This window comes from Pseudomonas shirazensis (assembly GCF_014268785.2).
GTDB lineage: Bacteria > Pseudomonadota > Gammaproteobacteria > Pseudomonadales > Pseudomonadaceae > Aquipseudomonas > Aquipseudomonas shirazensis.
In genome coordinates, this window is the sequence record NZ_JABWRD020000001.1 from 1,602,972 (window position 1) to 1,620,286 (window position 17,315).

At 59.9% G+C, this 17,315-nt stretch carries 19 protein-coding genes; 5 read left to right on the plus strand and 14 right to left on the minus strand.

Features of this window, described 5'->3' with window-relative positions; genetic code table 11:
• The 6 genes from pheT to thrS form a co-directional block, all read right to left on the minus strand.
• A complete protein-coding gene (gene pheT / locus HU736_RS07215; protein ID WP_103437795.1) occupies positions 1–2,382 on the minus strand; it encodes a phenylalanine--tRNA ligase subunit beta in 2,382 nt (793 codons plus the stop codon).
• 31 nt (positions 2,383–2,413) lie between these two features.
• Positions 2,414–3,430 (minus strand): phenylalanine--tRNA ligase subunit alpha, encoded by a 1,017-nt coding sequence (pheS, locus tag HU736_RS07220; protein ID WP_101320618.1) that lies wholly within the window; start codon positions 3,428–3,430, stop codon positions 2,414–2,416.
• Between the two features lie 109 nt (positions 3,431–3,539).
• Entirely contained in the window at positions 3,540–3,896 is a 357-nt protein-coding gene (rplT, locus tag HU736_RS07225) for a 50S ribosomal protein L20 (RefSeq protein ID WP_043860801.1), read from the minus strand.
• Between the two features lie 27 nt (positions 3,897–3,923).
• Positions 3,924–4,118: a 50S ribosomal protein L35 gene (rpmI, locus tag HU736_RS07230; RefSeq protein WP_028696462.1), complete on the minus strand. Its 195-nt coding sequence runs from the start codon at positions 4,116–4,118 to the stop codon at positions 3,924–3,926.
• A gap of 60 nt (positions 4,119–4,178) precedes the next feature.
• Positions 4,179–4,730 carry a translation initiation factor IF-3 gene (infC, locus tag HU736_RS07235; RefSeq protein WP_178080772.1) on the minus strand — a complete coding sequence of 184 codons (552 nt, stop codon included), beginning with the start codon at positions 4,728–4,730 and terminating at the stop codon, positions 4,179–4,181.
• Complete coding sequence (gene thrS / locus HU736_RS07240) at positions 4,730–6,652, minus strand: threonine--tRNA ligase (RefSeq protein WP_103437796.1); 1,923 nt, start codon at positions 6,650–6,652, stop codon at positions 4,730–4,732. Before thrS ends, infC begins: the two co-directional genes overlap by 1 nt.
• A 336-nt stretch (positions 6,653–6,988) precedes the next feature.
• Between thrS and HU736_RS07245 the strand changes: the two genes are divergently transcribed.
• Entirely contained in the window at positions 6,989–7,291 is a 303-nt protein-coding gene (locus HU736_RS07245) for a hypothetical protein (RefSeq protein ID WP_101320622.1), read from the plus strand.
• A 160-nt stretch (positions 7,292–7,451) separates the two neighbouring features.
• The gene (locus tag HU736_RS07250; protein ID WP_003179963.1) at positions 7,452–7,664 is read left to right on the plus strand and encodes a cold-shock protein; all 213 of its coding nucleotides are present in this window, start codon (positions 7,452–7,454) and stop codon (positions 7,662–7,664) included.
• A gap of 105 nt (positions 7,665–7,769) precedes the next feature.
• Here HU736_RS07250 and HU736_RS07255 read toward each other — a convergent pair whose 3' ends face one another.
• Positions 7,770–8,093 carry an I78 family peptidase inhibitor gene (locus HU736_RS07255; RefSeq protein WP_186699044.1) on the minus strand — a complete coding sequence of 108 codons (324 nt, stop codon included), beginning with the start codon at positions 8,091–8,093 and terminating at the stop codon, positions 7,770–7,772.
• A gap of 284 nt (positions 8,094–8,377) precedes the next feature.
• On the opposite strand from HU736_RS07255, the gene HU736_RS07260 reads away from it, so the two are divergent.
• On the plus strand, positions 8,378–8,593 hold the full coding sequence (locus HU736_RS07260) for a hypothetical protein (protein ID WP_101320626.1): 216 nt from the start codon (positions 8,378–8,380) through the stop codon (positions 8,591–8,593).
• On the opposite strand, the gene HU736_RS07265 is transcribed toward HU736_RS07260, so the two are convergent.
• The 7 genes from HU736_RS07265 to HU736_RS07295 all read right to left on the minus strand — a co-directional run bounded on the left by HU736_RS07265 (position 8,565) and on the right by HU736_RS07295 (position 15,493).
• Positions 8,565–9,572, minus strand: coding sequence for a nucleoside hydrolase (locus HU736_RS07265; protein WP_186699042.1), 1,008 nt, complete (start codon positions 9,570–9,572; stop codon positions 8,565–8,567). The two genes, HU736_RS07260 and HU736_RS07265, sit on opposite strands and share 29 nt — an antisense overlap.
• A 64-nt stretch (positions 9,573–9,636) precedes the next feature.
• A complete protein-coding gene (gene rbsD, locus HU736_RS07270) occupies positions 9,637–10,041 on the minus strand; it encodes a D-ribose pyranase (RefSeq protein ID WP_186699040.1) in 405 nt (134 codons plus the stop codon).
• Positions 10,038–10,946: a ribokinase gene (gene rbsK, locus HU736_RS07275; protein WP_186699037.1), complete on the minus strand. Its 909-nt coding sequence runs from the start codon at positions 10,944–10,946 to the stop codon at positions 10,038–10,040. The genes rbsD and rbsK overlap by 4 nt, the downstream gene beginning before the upstream one ends.
• Positions 10,947–10,955: 9 nt before the next feature.
• Positions 10,956–11,981, minus strand: coding sequence for a LacI family DNA-binding transcriptional regulator (locus HU736_RS07280; RefSeq protein WP_103437801.1), 1,026 nt, complete (start codon positions 11,979–11,981; stop codon positions 10,956–10,958).
• Between the two features lie 4 nt (positions 11,982–11,985).
• Positions 11,986–12,969 carry an ABC transporter permease gene (locus tag HU736_RS07285; protein ID WP_101320636.1) on the minus strand — a complete coding sequence of 328 codons (984 nt, stop codon included), beginning with the start codon at positions 12,967–12,969 and terminating at the stop codon, positions 11,986–11,988.
• Complete coding sequence (locus tag HU736_RS07290) at positions 12,966–14,519, minus strand: sugar ABC transporter ATP-binding protein (RefSeq protein WP_186699035.1); 1,554 nt, start codon at positions 14,517–14,519, stop codon at positions 12,966–12,968. The genes HU736_RS07285 and HU736_RS07290 overlap by 4 nt, the downstream gene beginning before the upstream one ends.
• A 20-nt stretch (positions 14,520–14,539) precedes the next feature.
• On the minus strand, positions 14,540–15,493 hold the full coding sequence (locus HU736_RS07295; protein ID WP_103437803.1) for a sugar ABC transporter substrate-binding protein: 954 nt from the start codon (positions 15,491–15,493) through the stop codon (positions 14,540–14,542).
• Between the two features lie 335 nt (positions 15,494–15,828).
• Here HU736_RS07295 and HU736_RS07300 point away from each other — a divergent pair, with 335 nt between their 5' ends.
• Positions 15,829–16,917, plus strand: a complete 1,089-nt coding sequence (locus tag HU736_RS07300) for an asparaginase (protein ID WP_101320642.1) — start codon at positions 15,829–15,831, stop codon at positions 16,915–16,917.
• A 154-nt stretch (positions 16,918–17,071) separates the two neighbouring features.
• Positions 17,072–17,314, plus strand: a complete 243-nt coding sequence (locus HU736_RS07305) for a DUF1654 domain-containing protein (RefSeq protein WP_101320644.1) — start codon at positions 17,072–17,074, stop codon at positions 17,312–17,314.
• Position 17,315 lies beyond the last annotated feature (1 nt).

A 17,315-nucleotide genomic window follows, 5' to 3' on the forward strand; every position in this document is an offset into this window, starting at 1 on the left:
TTATTTCCTTAACGTGGTGTTCAACCTTTGTTCGAGCGAGGTGAGGATCAATTGCAGGGTGGCGTTCACCTCATCGTCATTAAGAGTGCGCGATGGATGCTGCCAGGTCAAGCCGACCGCGAGGCTTTTTCTATCAGGATCAATGCCTTTACCCTGGTAGACGTCAAACAGCCTGAGGTCTGTGAGCCATTCGCCTGCATTGTCACGAATTGCTTCAAGGACGTCGCTGGCGGCCACATCACGGCCGGCAATCAGGGCCAGGTCGCGGCGGGTTTCAGGGAACTTGGACAGTTCGCTGAATTTCGGCAGGCAACCTTCGACCACTTCTTCCAGGATCAGCTCGAAGACGAACACCGGGCGGTCCAGGTCGAGGGTCTTGGCCAGCTCTGGGTGCAGAGCACCGAGGTAGCCGACTTCCTTGCCGTCGCGTTCGATACGGGCGGTCTGGCCTGGGTGAAGGGCTGGGTGCTTGCCCGCGACGAACTTGAACTCGCCGAGCGCGCCGGAGTAACCCAGCACCGCTTCAACGTCGGCTTTGACGTCGAAGAAGTCGATGCCATCGCGTGGGTTGGCCCAGCCTTCTGGCAAGCGGGTACCGGTGACGACGCCGGCGAGCATCGGCTGCTGCTTGAGGTCGCCGAGCTGGCCGACAAAGCGTTGGCCGCTCTCGAACAGGCGCACGCGGTCTTGCTGGCGGTTAAGGTTGTGCTGCAGTGCTTTGACCAGGCCAGGCCACAACGAGGCGCGCATAGCGGCCATGTCGTTGGAAATCGGGTTGGCCAGCAGCAGCGGCTCGACGCCAGGACTGAACAGCTCGAACAGTTTCGGGTCGATGAAGCTGTAAGTGATTGCTTCCTGATAACCGCGTGCTACCAGCAGACGGCGCAGGGTTGGCAACTCACCGCGGGCTTCCGGCGCGCCTTTGGGGGCGAGACGGGCTTGCGGATAGCGCACTGGCAGGTGGTTGTAGCCATACAGACGGGCCAGTTCTTCGATCAGGTCGACTTCAAGACTTATATCGAAGCGGTGGCTTGGCACTTGTACCGTCCACTGCCCTGCCCCATCGGCGCTGGTGGTCAGCTCGAGGGCGTTGAGCAGTTGCTCGACCTGGGCTGGGTCCATGTCCATGCCGAGCATCTGGCTGATGCGTTCGGCGCGCAGGGTGATCGGCGCAACTTTCGGTAGGTGCTGCTCGCTGACTGCTTCGACGATCGGGCCGGCTTCGCCACCGACAATTTCCAGCAGCAGCGCGGTCGCGCGCTCCATGGCTTCGCGGGCCAGTTGCGAGTCGACGCCGCGCTCGTAGCGGTGCGAGGCATCGGTGTGCAGACCGTAGGAACGGGCCTTGCCAGCGACGGAAATCGGCTCGAAGAAGGCGCTCTCAAGGAACAAATCGCGGGTCTTCTCGGTATTCACGCCGCTGTGCTCGCCACCCATGACGCCGGCAATGGCCAGGGCCCGGGTGTGGTCGGCGATGACCAGGGTGTCGCTACGCAGGGCGACTTCCTGACCGTCGAGCAGGACCAGCTTCTCGCCTTCCTCAGCCATCCGCACGCGGATGCCACCGTTGATTTCGGCGAGGTCGAAGGCGTGCATCGGCTGGCCGAGCTCGAGCATCACGTAGTTGGTGATGTCGACTGCAGCGTCGATGCTGCGCACGTCGCTGCGGCGCAGGCGTTCTACCAGCCACAGCGGGCTTGGCTTGGCCAGGTCGACGTTGCGGATCACGCGGCCGAGGTAGCGCGGGCACGCGGCCGGGGCCGAGACTTCGACCGAGCGCACTTCGTCGTGGCTGGGGGCAACGGCCGGCACGTCGATGCGGGTAACCGGCACGTCGTACAGGGCGCTGACATCGCGCGCCATACCGGCCACCGAGAGGCAGTCGCCACGGTTCGGGGTCAGGCCGATTTCGATGCTGGCGTCGTCGAGGTTGAGGTATTCACGGATGTCCTGACCAACCGGCGCATCGGCGGCCAGTTCAAGCAAGCCGTCGTTTTCTTCACTGATCTGCAACTCGGCAGCCGAGCACAGCATGCCGTTGGATTCAACGCCACGCAGTTTGGCCTTCTTGATCTTGAAGTCGCCTGGCAGCTCGGCTCCGATCATGGCGAAGGGGATCTTCAGGCCCGGGCGCACGTTAGGCGCGCCGCAGACGACCTGGAAGGCCTCCTGGCCGTTGCTGACCTGGCACACGCGCAGCTTGTCGGCATCCGGGTGCTGCTCGGTGCTGAGCACTTCGCCGACGATGATACCGCTGAACTGGCCAGCCGCCGGCGTGACGCTGTCGACTTCGAGGCCGGCCATGGACAGACGAGCAACCAGCTCGTCGCGGGAGACTTGCGGGTTTACCCAACCGCGCAGCCACTGTTCACTGAATTTCATGCTGTTCTCCTGAATATGGTCGAGGTGTGGCCTAGCGGAATTGCGCCAGGAACCGCAGGTCGTTGTCGAAGAACAGACGCAAATCGTTGACGCCATAACGCAGCATGGCCAGACGCTCGGCGCCCATGCCGAAGGCAAAGCCCTGGAACTCTTCCGGGTCGATGCCAGACATGCGCAGCACGTTCGGATGGACCATGCCGCAGCCCATCACTTCCAGCCAGCCGGTCTGCTTGCACACGCGGCAGCCTTTGCCGGAACACATCACGCACTGAATGTCGACTTCAGCGGACGGTTCGGTGAAGGGGAAGAACGACGGACGGAAACGTACATCCAGCTGCTTCTCGAAGAACACCCGCAGGAATTCTTCGATGGTGCCCTTGAGGTCGGCGAAGTTGATGTCGCGATCGATCAACAAGCCTTCCACCTGGTGGAACATCGGCGAATGGGTGATATCCGAATCGCAGCGATAGACGCGGCCAGGGCAGACAATGCGAATCGGCGGCTGGGTCGATTCCATGGTACGTACCTGCACTGGCGAGGTGTGGGTGCGCAGCAGCATGTTGGCATTGAAGTAGAAGGTGTCGTGCATCGCCCGGGCCGGGTGGTGACCGGGGATGTTGAGCGCTTCGAAGTTGTGATAGTCGTCTTCGACCTCAGGGCCTTCAGCGATGCCGTAGCCAATGTGGGTGAAGAACTGTTCGATGCGTTCGAGGGTACGGGTGATCGGGTGCAGGCCGCCGGTGGTCTGGCCACGGCCCGGCAGGGTCACGTCAATGCATTCGGCAGCCAGGCGAGCGCTGAGCTCGGCCTCTTCAAAGCCAGCCTTGCGCGCATTGAGCACTTCGGTGACGCGTTCCTTGGCGTCGTTGATCAGCGCTCCAACCTTGGGGCGCTCTTCGGCTGGCAGGTTGCCCAGGGTCTTCATCACCTGGGTCAGCTCGCCTTTCTTGCCGAGAAATTGAACCCGGATCTGTTCCAGGGCATTGATGTCTTCAGCGCGCTCCACAGCTTCCAGGGCTTGGGAGACCAGCGCGTCCAGGTTTTCCATGTACAGACTCCAGATACAAAAATAGGGGAAGAGCTTTGAAGGCTCTTCCCCTATCGATGACGTTCAACACCCGACGGCGCATGCGCCGCCGGATGATTGTCGTGGGTACTTAAGCCAGAACGGCTTTAGCTTTCTCGACAATCGCAGCAAACGCCGCTTTTTCGTTCACTGCCAGGTCAGCCAGAACTTTACGGTCGATTTCGATCGACGCTTTTTTCAGGCCAGCGATCAGGCGGCTGTAAGACAGACCGTTGACGCGAGCACCAGCGTTGATACGAGCGATCCACAGAGCGCGGAACTGACGCTTTTTCTGGCGACGGTCACGGTAGGCGTATTGACCAGCCTTGATGACAGCCTGCTTGGCAACACGGAATACGCGCGAACGTGCACCGTAGTAACCTTTAGCCAGTTTCAGAATTTTTTTGTGACGCTTACGAGCAATTACGCCGCGCTTTACACGAGCCATGAGTAACTTCCTCTATCTAGACCAGAATTAACGAACGCGCAGCATGCGCGCGACTTTTGCCACGTCAGACGGGTGCAGCATGCTGCTACCACGCAGTTGACGCTTACGCTTGGTCGACATTTTGGTCAGGATGTGGCTCTTGAAAGCGTGCTTGTGCTTGAAGCCGGTCGCCGTTTTCAGGAAACGCTTCGCTGCACCGCTCTTGGTTTTCATTTTTGGCATGTTCGTAACTCCGCATTGGGGTGGATAAACATAACCGCAAGGCCTGCCGTGCCCTGGTGGTTATTTCTTTTTCTTGGGGGCGATGACCATCAAAAGTTGGCGTCCTTCCATCTTCGGATGCTGTTCGACGGTCCCGTATTCGGCGAGATCAGCTTCGATCCGCTTCAGCAGTTCCATACCCAGCTCCTGGTGGGCCATCTCACGACCACGGAATCTCAGAGAGATCTTGGTCTTGTCCCCATCACTTAGGAAACGTACCAGGTTGCGTAGTTTTACCTGGTAATCCCCTTCCTCCGTCCCTGGACGAAACTTGATTTCTTTGATCTGGATGATCTTCTGGTTTTTCTTGGCTGCAGCCTGTTGCTTCTTCTTCTCGAACAGGCTTTTGCCGTAGTCCATGACTTTACAGACAGGAGGTACGGCGTCAGCAGAAATCTCTACCAGATCCAGCTTCGCTTCTTCAGCGATACGAAGCGCTTCTTCGATCGAGACGATGCCCAACTGTTCACCGTCAGCACCAATTAACCGAACCTCGCGTGCAGAGATATTCTCGTTGATCGGGGCCTTCGGTGCAGCTCGTTTATCGTTTCTCATATCACGCTTAATAATCATTACTCCGATTCTTGGCGACCACGCCGGGAAACCGCATGCGCAAGGAACTCGGCGAATTGGGCGACGGGCATGGAGCCCAGGTCTGCGCCTTCGCGAGTACGCACAGCGACGGTTTGCGTTTCGACTTCACGATCCCCTATAACCAAAAGGTACGGGACCTTGAGCAAAGTATGCTCGCGGATTTTAAAGCCGATCTTCTCATTTCTCAAGTCAGACTTGGCACGAAAACCGCTATCGGTCAGATTTTTTTCAACCTGAAGGGCAAAATCGGCCTGCTTGTCAGTGATGTTCATGATCACTGCCTGGGTTGGCGCCAGCCAAGCCGGGAATACGCCAGCGTAGTGTTCGATCAGCATACCGATGAAGCGTTCGAACGAACCGAGGATGGCGCGGTGCAGCATTACCGGGCGCTTGCGCGCGTTATCTTCGGCAATGTAGCTGGCGTCCAGACGCTCAGGCAGGTTCGGATCGTACTGCAGGGTACCACACTGCCAGTTACGGCCGAGGCAGTCACGCAGGGTGAACTCGATTTTCGGGCCGTAGAAGGCGCCCTCGCCCGGCTGATATTCCCACTCCAGGCCGGATTCATTGAGTGCATCAGCCAGGGCGCCTTCGGCGCGATCCCACAGCTCGTCCGAACCGACACGTTTGGCCGGACGGGTCGAAAGCTTCATGGCGACGTCGACGAAACCGAAGTCTTTATAGACATCGAGGGTCAGCTTGATGAAGTCGGCCGCTTCTTTCTTGACCTGATCTTCGGTGCAGAAGATGTGCGCATCATCCTGAACGAAACCACGCACACGCATGATGCCGTGCAACGCACCGGATGGCTCGTTACGGTGGCATGCACCGAACTCGGCCAAACGCAGTGGCAGGTCGCGGTACGACTTCAGACCCTGATTGAACACCTGCACGTGGCACGGGCAGTTCATCGGCTTGACCGCGTAATCACGACTTTCCGACGATGTGGTGAACATGTTTTCGGCGTAGTTGGACCAGTGACCGGAACGCTCCCAAAGGATTCGATCGACCACTTGCGGGGTCTTGATCTCAAGGTAACCGTTCTGACGCTGCACAGTACGCATGTACTGCTCGAGCACCTGATAAACAGTCCAGCCGTTCGGATGCCAGAAGACCATGCCCGGCGCTTCTTCCTGCAGGTGGAACAGGTCGAGTTGCTTGCCGATCTTGCGGTGATCGCGTTTCTCGGCTTCTTCGATGCGCTGAATGTAGGCAGCCAGCTGCTTCTTGTCAGCCCAGGCGGTGCCGTACACGCGCTGCAGCTGCTCGTTCTTTGCGTCGCCGCGCCAGTAGGCACCGGACAGCTTGGTCAGCTTGAACGATTTGAGGAAGCGGGTATTGGGCACGTGCGGACCGCGGCACATGTCGACGTATTCTTCGTGATGGTACAGACCCATGGCCTGTTCATCCGGCATGTCCTCAACAAGGCGCAGCTTGTAGTCTTCGCCACGGGCCTGGAACACGTCGATGACTTCGGCGCGCGGGGTGACCTTCTTGATGACGTCGTAGTCTTTCTCGATCAGCTGCTGCATGCGCTTTTCGATGGCAGCGAGGTCATCAGGGGTGAAGGGGCGCTCGTAGGCGATATCGTAATAGAAGCCGTCATCGATGACCGGGCCGATTACCATCTTGGCGGTCGGGTACAGCTGCTTGACTGCGTGGCCGACCAGGTGGGCGCACGAGTGACGGATGATTTCCAGCCCCTCTTCATCTTTGGGGGTGATGATCTGCAGGGTGGCGTCGTGTTCGATCAGGTCGCAGGCATCGACCAGCTTGCCGTCGACTTTACCGGCCAGGGTGGCCTTGGCCAGGCCAGCGCCAATCGAGGCGGCGACTTCGGCTACGGATACAGCGTGATCGAACGAACGTTGACTGCCATCGGGAAGAGTAATGGTGGGCATGGCGCCTCCTCTCCTAGTGGTGACCCCTACCAAAGGTCACGTGGGTTGGGATGAGCCAGTACAAGATCCGACCTGCCTTCCTTAATAGAGGAAGCCTGCCTCACAGTGGCAGAAGCCTTTCGGCTTGTCAGGGGCGAACCAGAGTGACTGGAAATAGAAAGATAGCTGCTGGCTGCCTCTGGGCAACTGCAAGCCGAGCATGCTAGCACGCAGGTTAGCGGCCAGGCACGAATATTTGGTAAATGCGTAAATCCGGTGAACTGTGAGTAAAAATGCCTATCAGATTTGCTGATGCATCCGATTTTCATCAGACCTATATCAAGGGAGTGTCTGGTTATGCGACTTCAGTCTCTTCTGGCCCTGACCGCCGCGGGGGCACTGCTGCTGCCCATGGCGGCCCAAGCCGACTGGCCAGCCGGCAAGAAAGACGCCTACATGCAGCAATGCGTGCAGGTGGCCACCCAGCAAGGCGTCAGCGCCAAGGATGCCGACACCCACTGCAAGTGTGGTGCCCAGGCAATCGAGAAGAATTTCAGCAAGGCTGAGATCGAAGACCTCGACAGCAAGGACGGTGTTGACGCGAAATTGATGCAAAAGGCTCAAACTGTGGTAAAACAGGCGTGCACGACGAAAGGTTGACCGCGTAACAGCGGGCTTCCGAGCCTTTATTTGCGCTGTATCAGTTTTCTTCGCAGTTAAAAGGCGCGACACGCGCAGAATTAGACTATGATGTACCTGGCGCACGCAGCTTCGGCTACATCTGCACCGATAAAAAATTACGTTTCTGGAGATTCACCCCATGTCCAATCGCCAAACCGGCACCGTCAAGTGGTTCAACGATGAAAAAGGCTTCGGCTTCATCACTCCTCAAGGCGGCGGCGACGACCTGTTCGTACACTTCAAAGCCATCGAATCCGACGGCTTCAAGAGCCTGAAAGAAGGCCAGACTGTTTCCTTCGTTGCCGAAAAAGGCCAGAAGGGTATGCAGGCTGCACAGGTTCGTCCGGAGTAATTCGGATGCTGTAAAAAAACCCGCCCTCGTGGCGGGTTTTTTTATGCCTGAATTCTACAGATTGGTCGCCGCCGCCCATGGCGCCAGCGACCATTAAAGAGCAAATCAGCCACAGTTGACGCGGACGACGTTACCCTGCTCGTCAACATTGAGGTTGAGCCGCTCGGAGCGGTACTCCAGGGTGACCATATCGTGCGGCTTGAGGATGCGGGCCATTTGCGAGCCGCTGGCTTTACGCGCCTGCTCAAGCAGCTGGGGCGTGCCCGGTTTGCCTACGGTGAAGTCAGCGCCGCTGGCGTTACAGCGGCCATCGGTGCCAGCCGAGGCTGCCGGTGCACTGCTGTCACCGTCCGGCGCGCTGCCAGTGCTGCAACCAGCCAGCGCAACAGCTACCAGCACGGTTGCCAGAGAAGCACGGGTACGGAACATGAATCCTCCTAATCATCATGGGAACTGCTATATGCGACAGTAGTGCGCAATATTCGTTGCAAAACGCCCAAGTGTGCCTGACTCGCGCCCGCGAGGGGAAACAGCAATCGTCACCAGGTTTTGCACCGAATAAATAGTTTGTCGCGCACGGACTGTTATGCCTAAGTCGCAGGGCTCTTGACGCAAAGGCATGATTTACTGCAATAAGTGGAGTGCAGCATGCCTCCCTACGAACGCCAGGGCCCGGTGTTCGACCTATAGTCCGAACCAACGAGAAATTTCCAATGCGCAGCCTCAGCATCGATGCCGACATCCAGGTCCACTTACCCGCGGGCCATCGCTCGTACGCACCAGGCACCGCCGAGGAGCTTATGCTGATTGCCGTGGACCTGCTGGTACACGAACTCGGCAACGAAGGCTCCCGCAGCTTTATAGAGCAAGTGCTGGAGCGCTACGCGCCCCAGGCGGCAGCTATGGCAATCGAGCCAGCCGCTCGCTGAGCAGATCGAACAAGCCCTGGGCATCGCCCTGCTCTACCCACATGACATTGGCGGGCTGCTTGAGCACGCCATACCAGTCGGCAACGGTCTGACCGAAGGTCGGGCCTTCGCGACTATCAACACTCATGTGGATCTGCCGCCCGCTGAACATCTCTGGCTTGAGCAGATAAGCAATGACGCTCGCATCATGCACCGGCCCGCCGGGCAAGCCGTAGAGCTGCATGTCATGCTGAATGTAGGCATTAAGGATGTCCACGACCTGCTTGCTGGCGCGGTTGTTGACCGCGCTCAACTGCTTGAGCCGAGTATCGCTGGTCAGCAGCTTGTGGGTGACATCCAGAGGCAGGTAGGTGAGCTTGACGCCACTGGCCAACACCACCTCAGCGGCATGCGGGTCCGCGTACAGATTGAATTCAGCGACTGGCGTGATGTTTCCGCCATTGAAGTGGGCGCCGCCCATGACCACGACTTCCTTGATGCCTTGGGCGATTCCTGGCTGCTGGATCAGCGCCAAGGCCAGGTTGGTCTGCGGCCCAAGCATGGCGATGGTGATGCTGTGCGGCTTGGCTGCGCTCAGGGTATCGACCAGATACTGCACCGCATTGCCCGCGGCCAAGCCTTGCTTTGGCTCATGCACCTGCACGCCGGTAATGCCCTCCTCGCCGTGAACCTCAGCGGCGTAGATGGGCACGCGCACCAAAGGTCGCCCAGCACCGGCGTAGACCGGTATGTCTTCGCGCCCAGCCCATTCACGGGCCAGACGCGCGTTGCGGGCGGTTTTCTCTAGGCGCACGTTGCCGGCAACCGTGGTGATCGCGCGAATGTTCAGCTCCCCGGGTGAAGCCATAGCCAAAAACAGCGCCACCAGGTCATCGGCACCAGGGTCGGTGTCGATGATCAACTCGTGCGGGGCGGCGTGCAGCATCGAGGTGGTTACAGCGGCCATGAGGGCGGCTCCTTGCAGCAGTTTCTTCAACATAAGGCACTCCTGCGCCAACAGTTTGCAAATTCAGGGCCCGCCACGGCGGATCGAAGCCAACAGGTCAAAACGTGACGCCAGCGACCAATGCGATATTGCTGAATGGCTTGCACTCCCCGGTGCGCACAATGACCTTGGCCTGACGACTCAGCAGCTTGAACTCACTGTGCGGCATCTGCTGGCGAACGCCGAGCAAGCCCAGCGCGCTGAGCTGCTGGATTTCAGCCAACGCCGGTGGCGCGACCTCGAACAGCTCGGCCGCCAAGACATGCCGTTCGACCTGCATTTCGCTCAGCACCACCCGCAGTACACTGGCGAAGTCCGGCAAGCCCGAGGTAATGGCCAGGTCGATCAATTCCACGCCAGCCGGCACCGGCAAGCCGGCATCACCGATCACCACGATGTCGCCATGACCCAGGCCGGCAATCGTGCGCGACAGAGCAATATTGAGCAGTGCGGTCTTTTTCATGGCTGCAGCTCCGTCAGATAGGGAATCGAGGGCTGCGCTCCCGCACGAGTGACCGATATGGCGGCCGCGCGCTGACCGAGGATGATCGCCTCAGCCTCACTCAGCCCACGCGCCAAGCCAGCGGCAAAGCCACCGATAAAGGTGTCACCGGCCGCAGTGGTGTCGAGCGCTTTGACCGGCGTTGCCGGATAGTGCTGGCAGCCTTGCGCGCTCACTAGCAAAGCGCCCACGCTACCGAGGGTCACGATCACTTTGCCGACCCCGAACGCGAGCAACTGCTCGGCAGCGCGGCGGGCGCTGTCCTGGTCGCTCACCGTAATGCCGGTCAAAGCCTGGGCCTCGCTTTCGTTGGGCGCGAGGTAGTCGATGTTGGTAAACCAGTCTGCCGGCAGCGGGCCGGTAGCGGGGGCAGGATTGAGAATCACCGTCTTGCCCAACTCACGGGCTCGGACCAAGGTCCAGGCGACCGTTGCCTGGGGCACTTCCAGTTGGCAGATTACGATATCAGCGGCCTGCAACAAGCTGTCAGCGCGCTGCACCGACTCGGCGCTGAGCAGGCCGTTGGCACCGGGGATCACCACAATTGCGTTCTGGCTGGCAGCGTCCACCACTATCAGCGCCACTCCGCTGGAAACACCCGCGCAGCTAGCCACTGCCTGGCAATCAACGCCTTCGACCTGCAGCGCTTGTAGCAGCTGCGGGCCATAGGCGTCATCACCGACATTGCCGATCATGGCCACGCTGGCGCCAAGGCGCGCCACGGCCACCGTCTGGTTGGCACCCTTGCCGCCGGGCACCGTGAAAAAACCGTCGCCGGTCAGCGTCTCGCCGGCTCGCGGCAAGCGCTCGGCGCGGGCCACCAAGTCCATGTTGAGGCTGCCGACCACTACTACCTTGGCATGCATGGGACGTCCTTAGCGGTAATCATTGAACAGGTCCGGGCGTGGCCCGGTAGATTCGCGCATGATGATGCGCGGGGCGATGATGCGCTGCTCGGCCGGGGCGTCGTGCCGCGGCCTGGCGATGCGCGACAGCAGCAATTCGGCAGCACTCTCGCCCAGCTCGCGAATCGACTGGCCTACGGTGGTCAGCGGCGGGTATACGTAGCGGCTGAGCTCGATGTCATCGAAACCGATCACCGATAGCTCGGCCGGCACGCTGATATTGCGCTCGGCGGCCGCGCGCAGGACGCCAAAGCCGATCATGTCGTTGCCGGCAAAAATCGCCGTGGGCCGCTGGCCGTCGAGCAACTGCGCCGCAGCAGCGTGGCCGCCTGGGCTGGTGAAATCACAGTGCAACACACGTGCTGCGCTGATCTCAGCCTGCGCCTCGGCCATCGCCCGGTGAAAACCGGCCACGCGCAACTGGCTGACCCCGGTCTCGGCTGGCCCGCCAATACAAGCGATGTCGCGGTGGCCGAGCTCGAGCAGGTGACGGGTGGCGAGGTAAGCGCCTTGTTCGTGGTCGATCCGCACCAGGTCGGCATCAACGCCCTCCAGCGCGCGATCGACGATGACCATCGGCGTGCGCACACAGGCCAGGCTTTGCAGCAAGTCACTGTCTTCACCGACTGACGCTACCACCAGGCCATCAATGCGCTTTTCCAGCAGTACGCGCAGGTAGCTGCGCTGCTTTTGCGGATTGTCGTCGGAGTTGCACAGGATCACGCAGTAGCCATTACGCTCGCAGCCATCCTCAATGCCCCGGGCCAGCTCGGCAAAGTACGGGTTGACGCTGCTAGGCACCAACAGGCCGATAGTGGCAGTACTGCGGGCCTTGAGCGAGCGGGCTACAGCACTGGGCACATAGTCGAGTTCGGCGATGGCCGCCTCGACCTTCAGGCGCACCTGCTCGCTGACCGGACGGGTCTTGTTCAGCACATGGGAAACGGTGGTGTAGGAAATCCCCGCCATTGCCGCGACATCTTTGATGGTTGCCATGGTTTCAGTTCCGCCGGCTCGCGCGCCGGCTGCGATAAGTGTCGAGCACCACGGCAATCACAATGACCGCCCCGGTGATAATGCGTTTGGTTGGTTCGGAAGCGCCGATCTGAGCCAGCCCGGCGGCCAGCACCGAAATGATCAGCACCCCGAAGAATGTACTGATAACTGAGCCACGCCCGCCCATCAGGCTGGTACCGCCGATCACCACGGCGGCAATTACCTGCAGTTCAAGGCCAGCACCGGCGTTCGGGTCGGCGGCCTCCAGACGAGAAATCTGGAACAGCGCGGCGAGGCCGGCGAGTAGGCCCATCAGGGTGAACACCATGATCTTGTACGGCCGCGGGTCGATCCCGGCCAAGCGTACAGCTTCTTCATTGGTACCAATGCCGATCAGGTAGCGGCCGAACACCGTGCGTGTCAGTACAAGGTGGGCAACGACGATGACCAGCAAGGCAATGATGAAGGCTGGCGAGATGCCAAATGCTACTGGATTGGAAAACCAGGCGTAGGCATCGCCGATATAGGCCGTGCGCGAATCAGTGAACTGATAGGCCAGGCCACGGGCCATTTCCAGCACACCGAGCGAGACGATAAAGGATGGAATGCGCCAGGCCACGGTAATGCAGCCAGTGACGCTGCCAGCCAGGGCGGCGACTGCCATGCCCAACAGCGCAGCGGGCAACACGCTCCAGCCCCACCCCAGGATTGCCACGCTGACTGCCGAGGCTGCCAAGGCCAGCACCGAGCCCACCGACAGGTCGATGCCACCGATGATCAACACCAGCGTCATGCCTACTGCCAGCACCATCAGATCGGGGATCTGGTTGGCCAGGGTACTGAAGGTTGCGTACGACCAGAAATGGCTGCTCATAAACGAGAACAGCACAATCATTGCCAGCAATGCGCCGGCCAGCCCCAGATAAGTACCAAGGCCCAGATAGGTGCCGCTGCGGCGAGCGGGAGTGTCGACGGGAGAGCTGTTCATGGGTCCATCCTGGGAGCTGCTTCATGCAGCAGAGCATCACGTTGTTGATAACCGGCAAACGCCGCGGCAAGCAGTTGATCCTGGCTCCAGGTATCGCGCTCGAAGGTGTCGATCAGGCGCCCCGCAGAGAGCACACCGATGCGATCGCAGATCAGCATCAGCTCGCGCAGGTCACTTGAAACAACCACCAGTGCCTTGCCCTGGCGCGCCAATTCGGCAAGCAGGCCATAGATGTCGAACTTGGCGCCAACGTCGATACCGCGGGTCGGCTCGTCGAACAGCAGTACCTGGCAGTCGCGCTCGAGCCAGCGGCCAATCACCACCTTTTGCTGATTGCCACCGGACAACTCACTGACAGCCTGCGCCGGGCTTGCGCTGCGAATGCGCATGGCGCTGATCTGGCGCTCGGCCAAGGCGGTTTCGGCAGCGCTGTTGATGACCCCAGCACGGGACACGGCGCCCAGGTTACCGAGGGCAATATTGGCGCTGATCGACTGCGTCAGCAGCAGCCCCTCACCTTTGCGATCCTCGGTAATCAATGCAATGCCAGCACGCACAGCGGCCTTGGGCGAGTCGACAGTGATCGGCTGCGGCGGCTGACCAAGGGCAACGCTGCCGCTGTCGGCGCGGTCGGCGCCGTAGATCAGCCGCAGCAGTTCGGTACGGCCGGCGCCGATCAGGCCGGAGATACCAAAGATCTCCCCTGCCCTCACCTCGAATGAAACCTCGCACACCTTGCCGGCACGGCTGAGCTTGTCGACCTTGAGCAGCGGCGCGCCGATCTGGCGCCTGCCCAGGTCGATATGCTCGCCCACGTCACGCCCGACCATCAGGTTGACCAGCTCGGCACTGTTGTAACGTTGGATCGGCTCGGCGCACACCAGCTTGCCATCGCGCAGCACCGCAATGCGCTGGGCCACACGCTGCAGCTCTTCAAGGCGATGAGATATGTACACGATAGCCACGCCGCGCTGACGCAGGCGCTCGATCTGAACAAACAGCAGCTCGACCTCGCGGGCAGTGAGCATCGCCGTAGGCTCGTCGAAGATCAGCACCCGGCAATCACCAATCAGATTGCGGGCGATCTCGACCATCTGCTGATGGCCGATACCCAACTCACCGACCAGGGTATCCGGGTCAATCGCGTCCAGGCCCACCTGCGCCATAGCGGCGACCGCCAACTGGCGCAGACGCTTGTGATTGATCCAGCCGAAACGGCTGGGCAAGTTGTCGAGAAACAGGTTCTCGGCAACCGTCAGGGTGGGCAGCAGGTTCAGCTCCTGCATCACCATACGCACCCCAAGCCCCTCTGCCGCACTGCGGCTGGCAGGGCTGTAAGGTTGGCCGAGGTAGCTCATGTGCCCAACGGTGGGAATTTCCAGGCCGCTGATCAACTTCGATAGCGTGCTTTTGCCGGCGCCGTTCTCACCGGTCAGCGCCAGCACTTCGCCGGCGTACAGCTCCAGCTCGACGTCAGCCAGCACAGGCTGGGCGTAGCTCTTGCCCAGCCCGCTGACCGCGAGCACCGTTTGCGTGGCCGATGCAGACATGGCCGGGTCTCCTGCCTGGATCACGGCTTGGTGATCAATTCAACCGGGGTTTGGATGACATTGTCGGCATCGACAGCGGTTTTTTCGCCCTTGATCATCTGCAGCGCAGCCTGGATACCATATACGGCTTGCTTCTTGGCATCCTGATCGAGCGTGGCGAGCACGCGACCATCTTTGAGCATCGGCTTGATGGCGTTGATGTTGTCATAGCCAACTACCTGAACCTGATCTTTCTTGCCTGCAGCACGCACAGCCGAGACAGCCCCAAGCGCCATGCTGTCGTTGCCGGCCAACAGCGCTTTGATCTCTGGATACTCGTTGAGCATGGCCGCCGCCACCGCATTGCCCTTGTCGATTTCCCAGTTACCAGACTGCACCGAAACGACCTTGATCTGTGCCGCCTGCATGGCGTCCTGGAAACCAGCCGTGCGCTGTTGGGCGTTGGTAGTGGTGGAGACGCCTTCGATAATACCCACCTGATCACCTGGCTTGAGCTTTTGCTGGGCCAGATAGTCACCGACCAGCCTGGCACCCTTGCGGTTGTCAGGGCCAACGAAGGGCACGCTGAGATTTTTGCTCTTGAGCACTTCGGGGTCGAGACGGTTATCGATGTTGATGACGGTGATGCCGGCATCCATAGCTTTCTTGATCACCGGCACCAGCGCCTTGGAGTCAGCCGGCGCGATCACCAGCGCGTTGGCGCCAGTGGCAATCATTTGCTCGACGATGCGGATCTGGTTGCTGGTGTCGGACTCGTCCTTGATGCCGTTGGCTACCAGGTCGAAGTCGTTAGGGTGCTCTTTCTGGTAGGCCTTGGCGCCGTCTTCCATGGTGCGGAAGAACTCGTTGGCCAATGACTTCATGACCAGAGCGACTTTGGGTTTTTCCTCAGCCTGACCTGGCAGGGGGAGTGCGAGCGCCAACGAGGAGACGATAGCGAGGGACAGCAGACGACCGGGGAACGGCAGTTTCATGAGATGACTCCGAATCTTGTGTTTTTTATCGGATCGCAATCGTTTGCGTTAAGCCACTATGGAAACAAGCCCTGATTTTGTCAATTGCCTGAGACGCTGTTTTGGCAAACCGGGGCGAGCGGCAGGTTACGCGGATTAGCCACGGAAAACCGAACAAATTTACCTGTATCCGTTCGGTAAGCCGAATACATCCCATCGCTGGATTTGTCTCGGCATATGAGCGAACTCCCGCCTGGAGCGGCTCAACCCAGATACGCCGCTGCGTTGGTATGAAACCTGCGTGCTCAGCTGCGCGACATATAAATCTCACCAGGAAGATCGAGAGAACAATAACGATGAAAACCGCACTGAAGACATTTGCCCCGGGCGCCCTCGCCCTGCTGCTTATCCTGCCAACTGCAGTTTCTGCCAAAGAAGCCGAGCAGCAACAAAAGCTCGCCAATGTGGTGATTCTCGCCACCGGCGGCACCATTGCCGGCGCCGGCGCCAGCGCCGCCAACAGCGCTACCTATCAGGCTGCCAAGGTAGGCATCGACAAATTGATCGCCGGCGTACCGGAGCTGGCTCAACTGGCCAATGTGCGCGGCGAGCAGGTCATGCAGATCGCATCCGAAAGCATCAGCAACGACGACCTGCTCAAGCTGGGCAAACGCGTCGCCGAGCTGGCTGACAGCAACGACGTCGACGGTATCGTTATCACCCACGGCACCGACACCCTGGAAGAAACCGCCTACTTCCTCAACCTGGTAGAAAAGACCGACAAGCCAATCGTAGTGGTCGGTTCGATGCGCCCGGGCACCGCAATGTCGGCTGACGGCATGCTCAACCTTTACAACGCCGTAGCCGTCGCCAGCGACAAGCAATCGCGCGGCAAAGGCGTACTGGTGACCATGAACGACGAAATCCAGTCCGGCCGTGACGTCAGCAAGTCGATCAACATCAAGACCGAAGCGTTCAAGAGCGCCTGGGGCCCGATGGGCATGGTCGTGGAAGGCAAATCGTACTGGTTCCGCCTGCCAGCCAAGCGTCACACCTCCAACTCCGAGTTCGACATCAAGCAAATCAGTAGCCTGCCTGCCGTAGACATCGCCTACGGCTACGGCAACGTCACCGACACCGCCTACAAGGCTCTGGCGCAAAATGGCGCCAAGGCGCTGATCCATGCCGGTACCGGTAACGGCTCGGTATCGTCCCGCGTGGTACCAGCCCTGCAAGAGCTGCGTAAGAACGGCGTGCAGATCATTCGCTCTTCCCACGTAAACCAGGGCGGTTTCGTACTGCGCAACGCCGAGCAGCCGGATGACAAGAACGACTGGGTGGTTGCCCATGACCTGAACCCGCAAAAGGCACGAATTCTGGCGATGGTCGCAATGACCAAGACCCAGGACAGCAAAGAGCTGCAGCGGATCTTCTGGGAATATTGATCTGTTGATTGCCTGAGCCGAGCAACGCTTTGCTCACCGCTGTCGCGGGCTGTATGGCCCGCGACAGTCACTGGGCCAAGGCTCACGAGGTTGTTGCGAAATTGCCTGCAGTGAAATACTGTACGCACATACAGCACAACAAGGAACACCCCCGATGGCCGCTGCCTCTCAAGCCACCCCAAGCCCATACCAACAACTGGGCGAGCGCATTCAGAAAATCATAAACAGCCCTACCGCCCAGCGCAGCAAGTCTGCGTTGATCTTTCGGCTGGAGCACGAGTTGCCGGACGACTGGGCAACACTACTCGAAGAGATCGCTGAAAACGACAACGTCACCCTTGCCTACCGGGATGATGGCGGCGTGCAGATATTCTGGACTGTACCCAAGGAAGACTGAG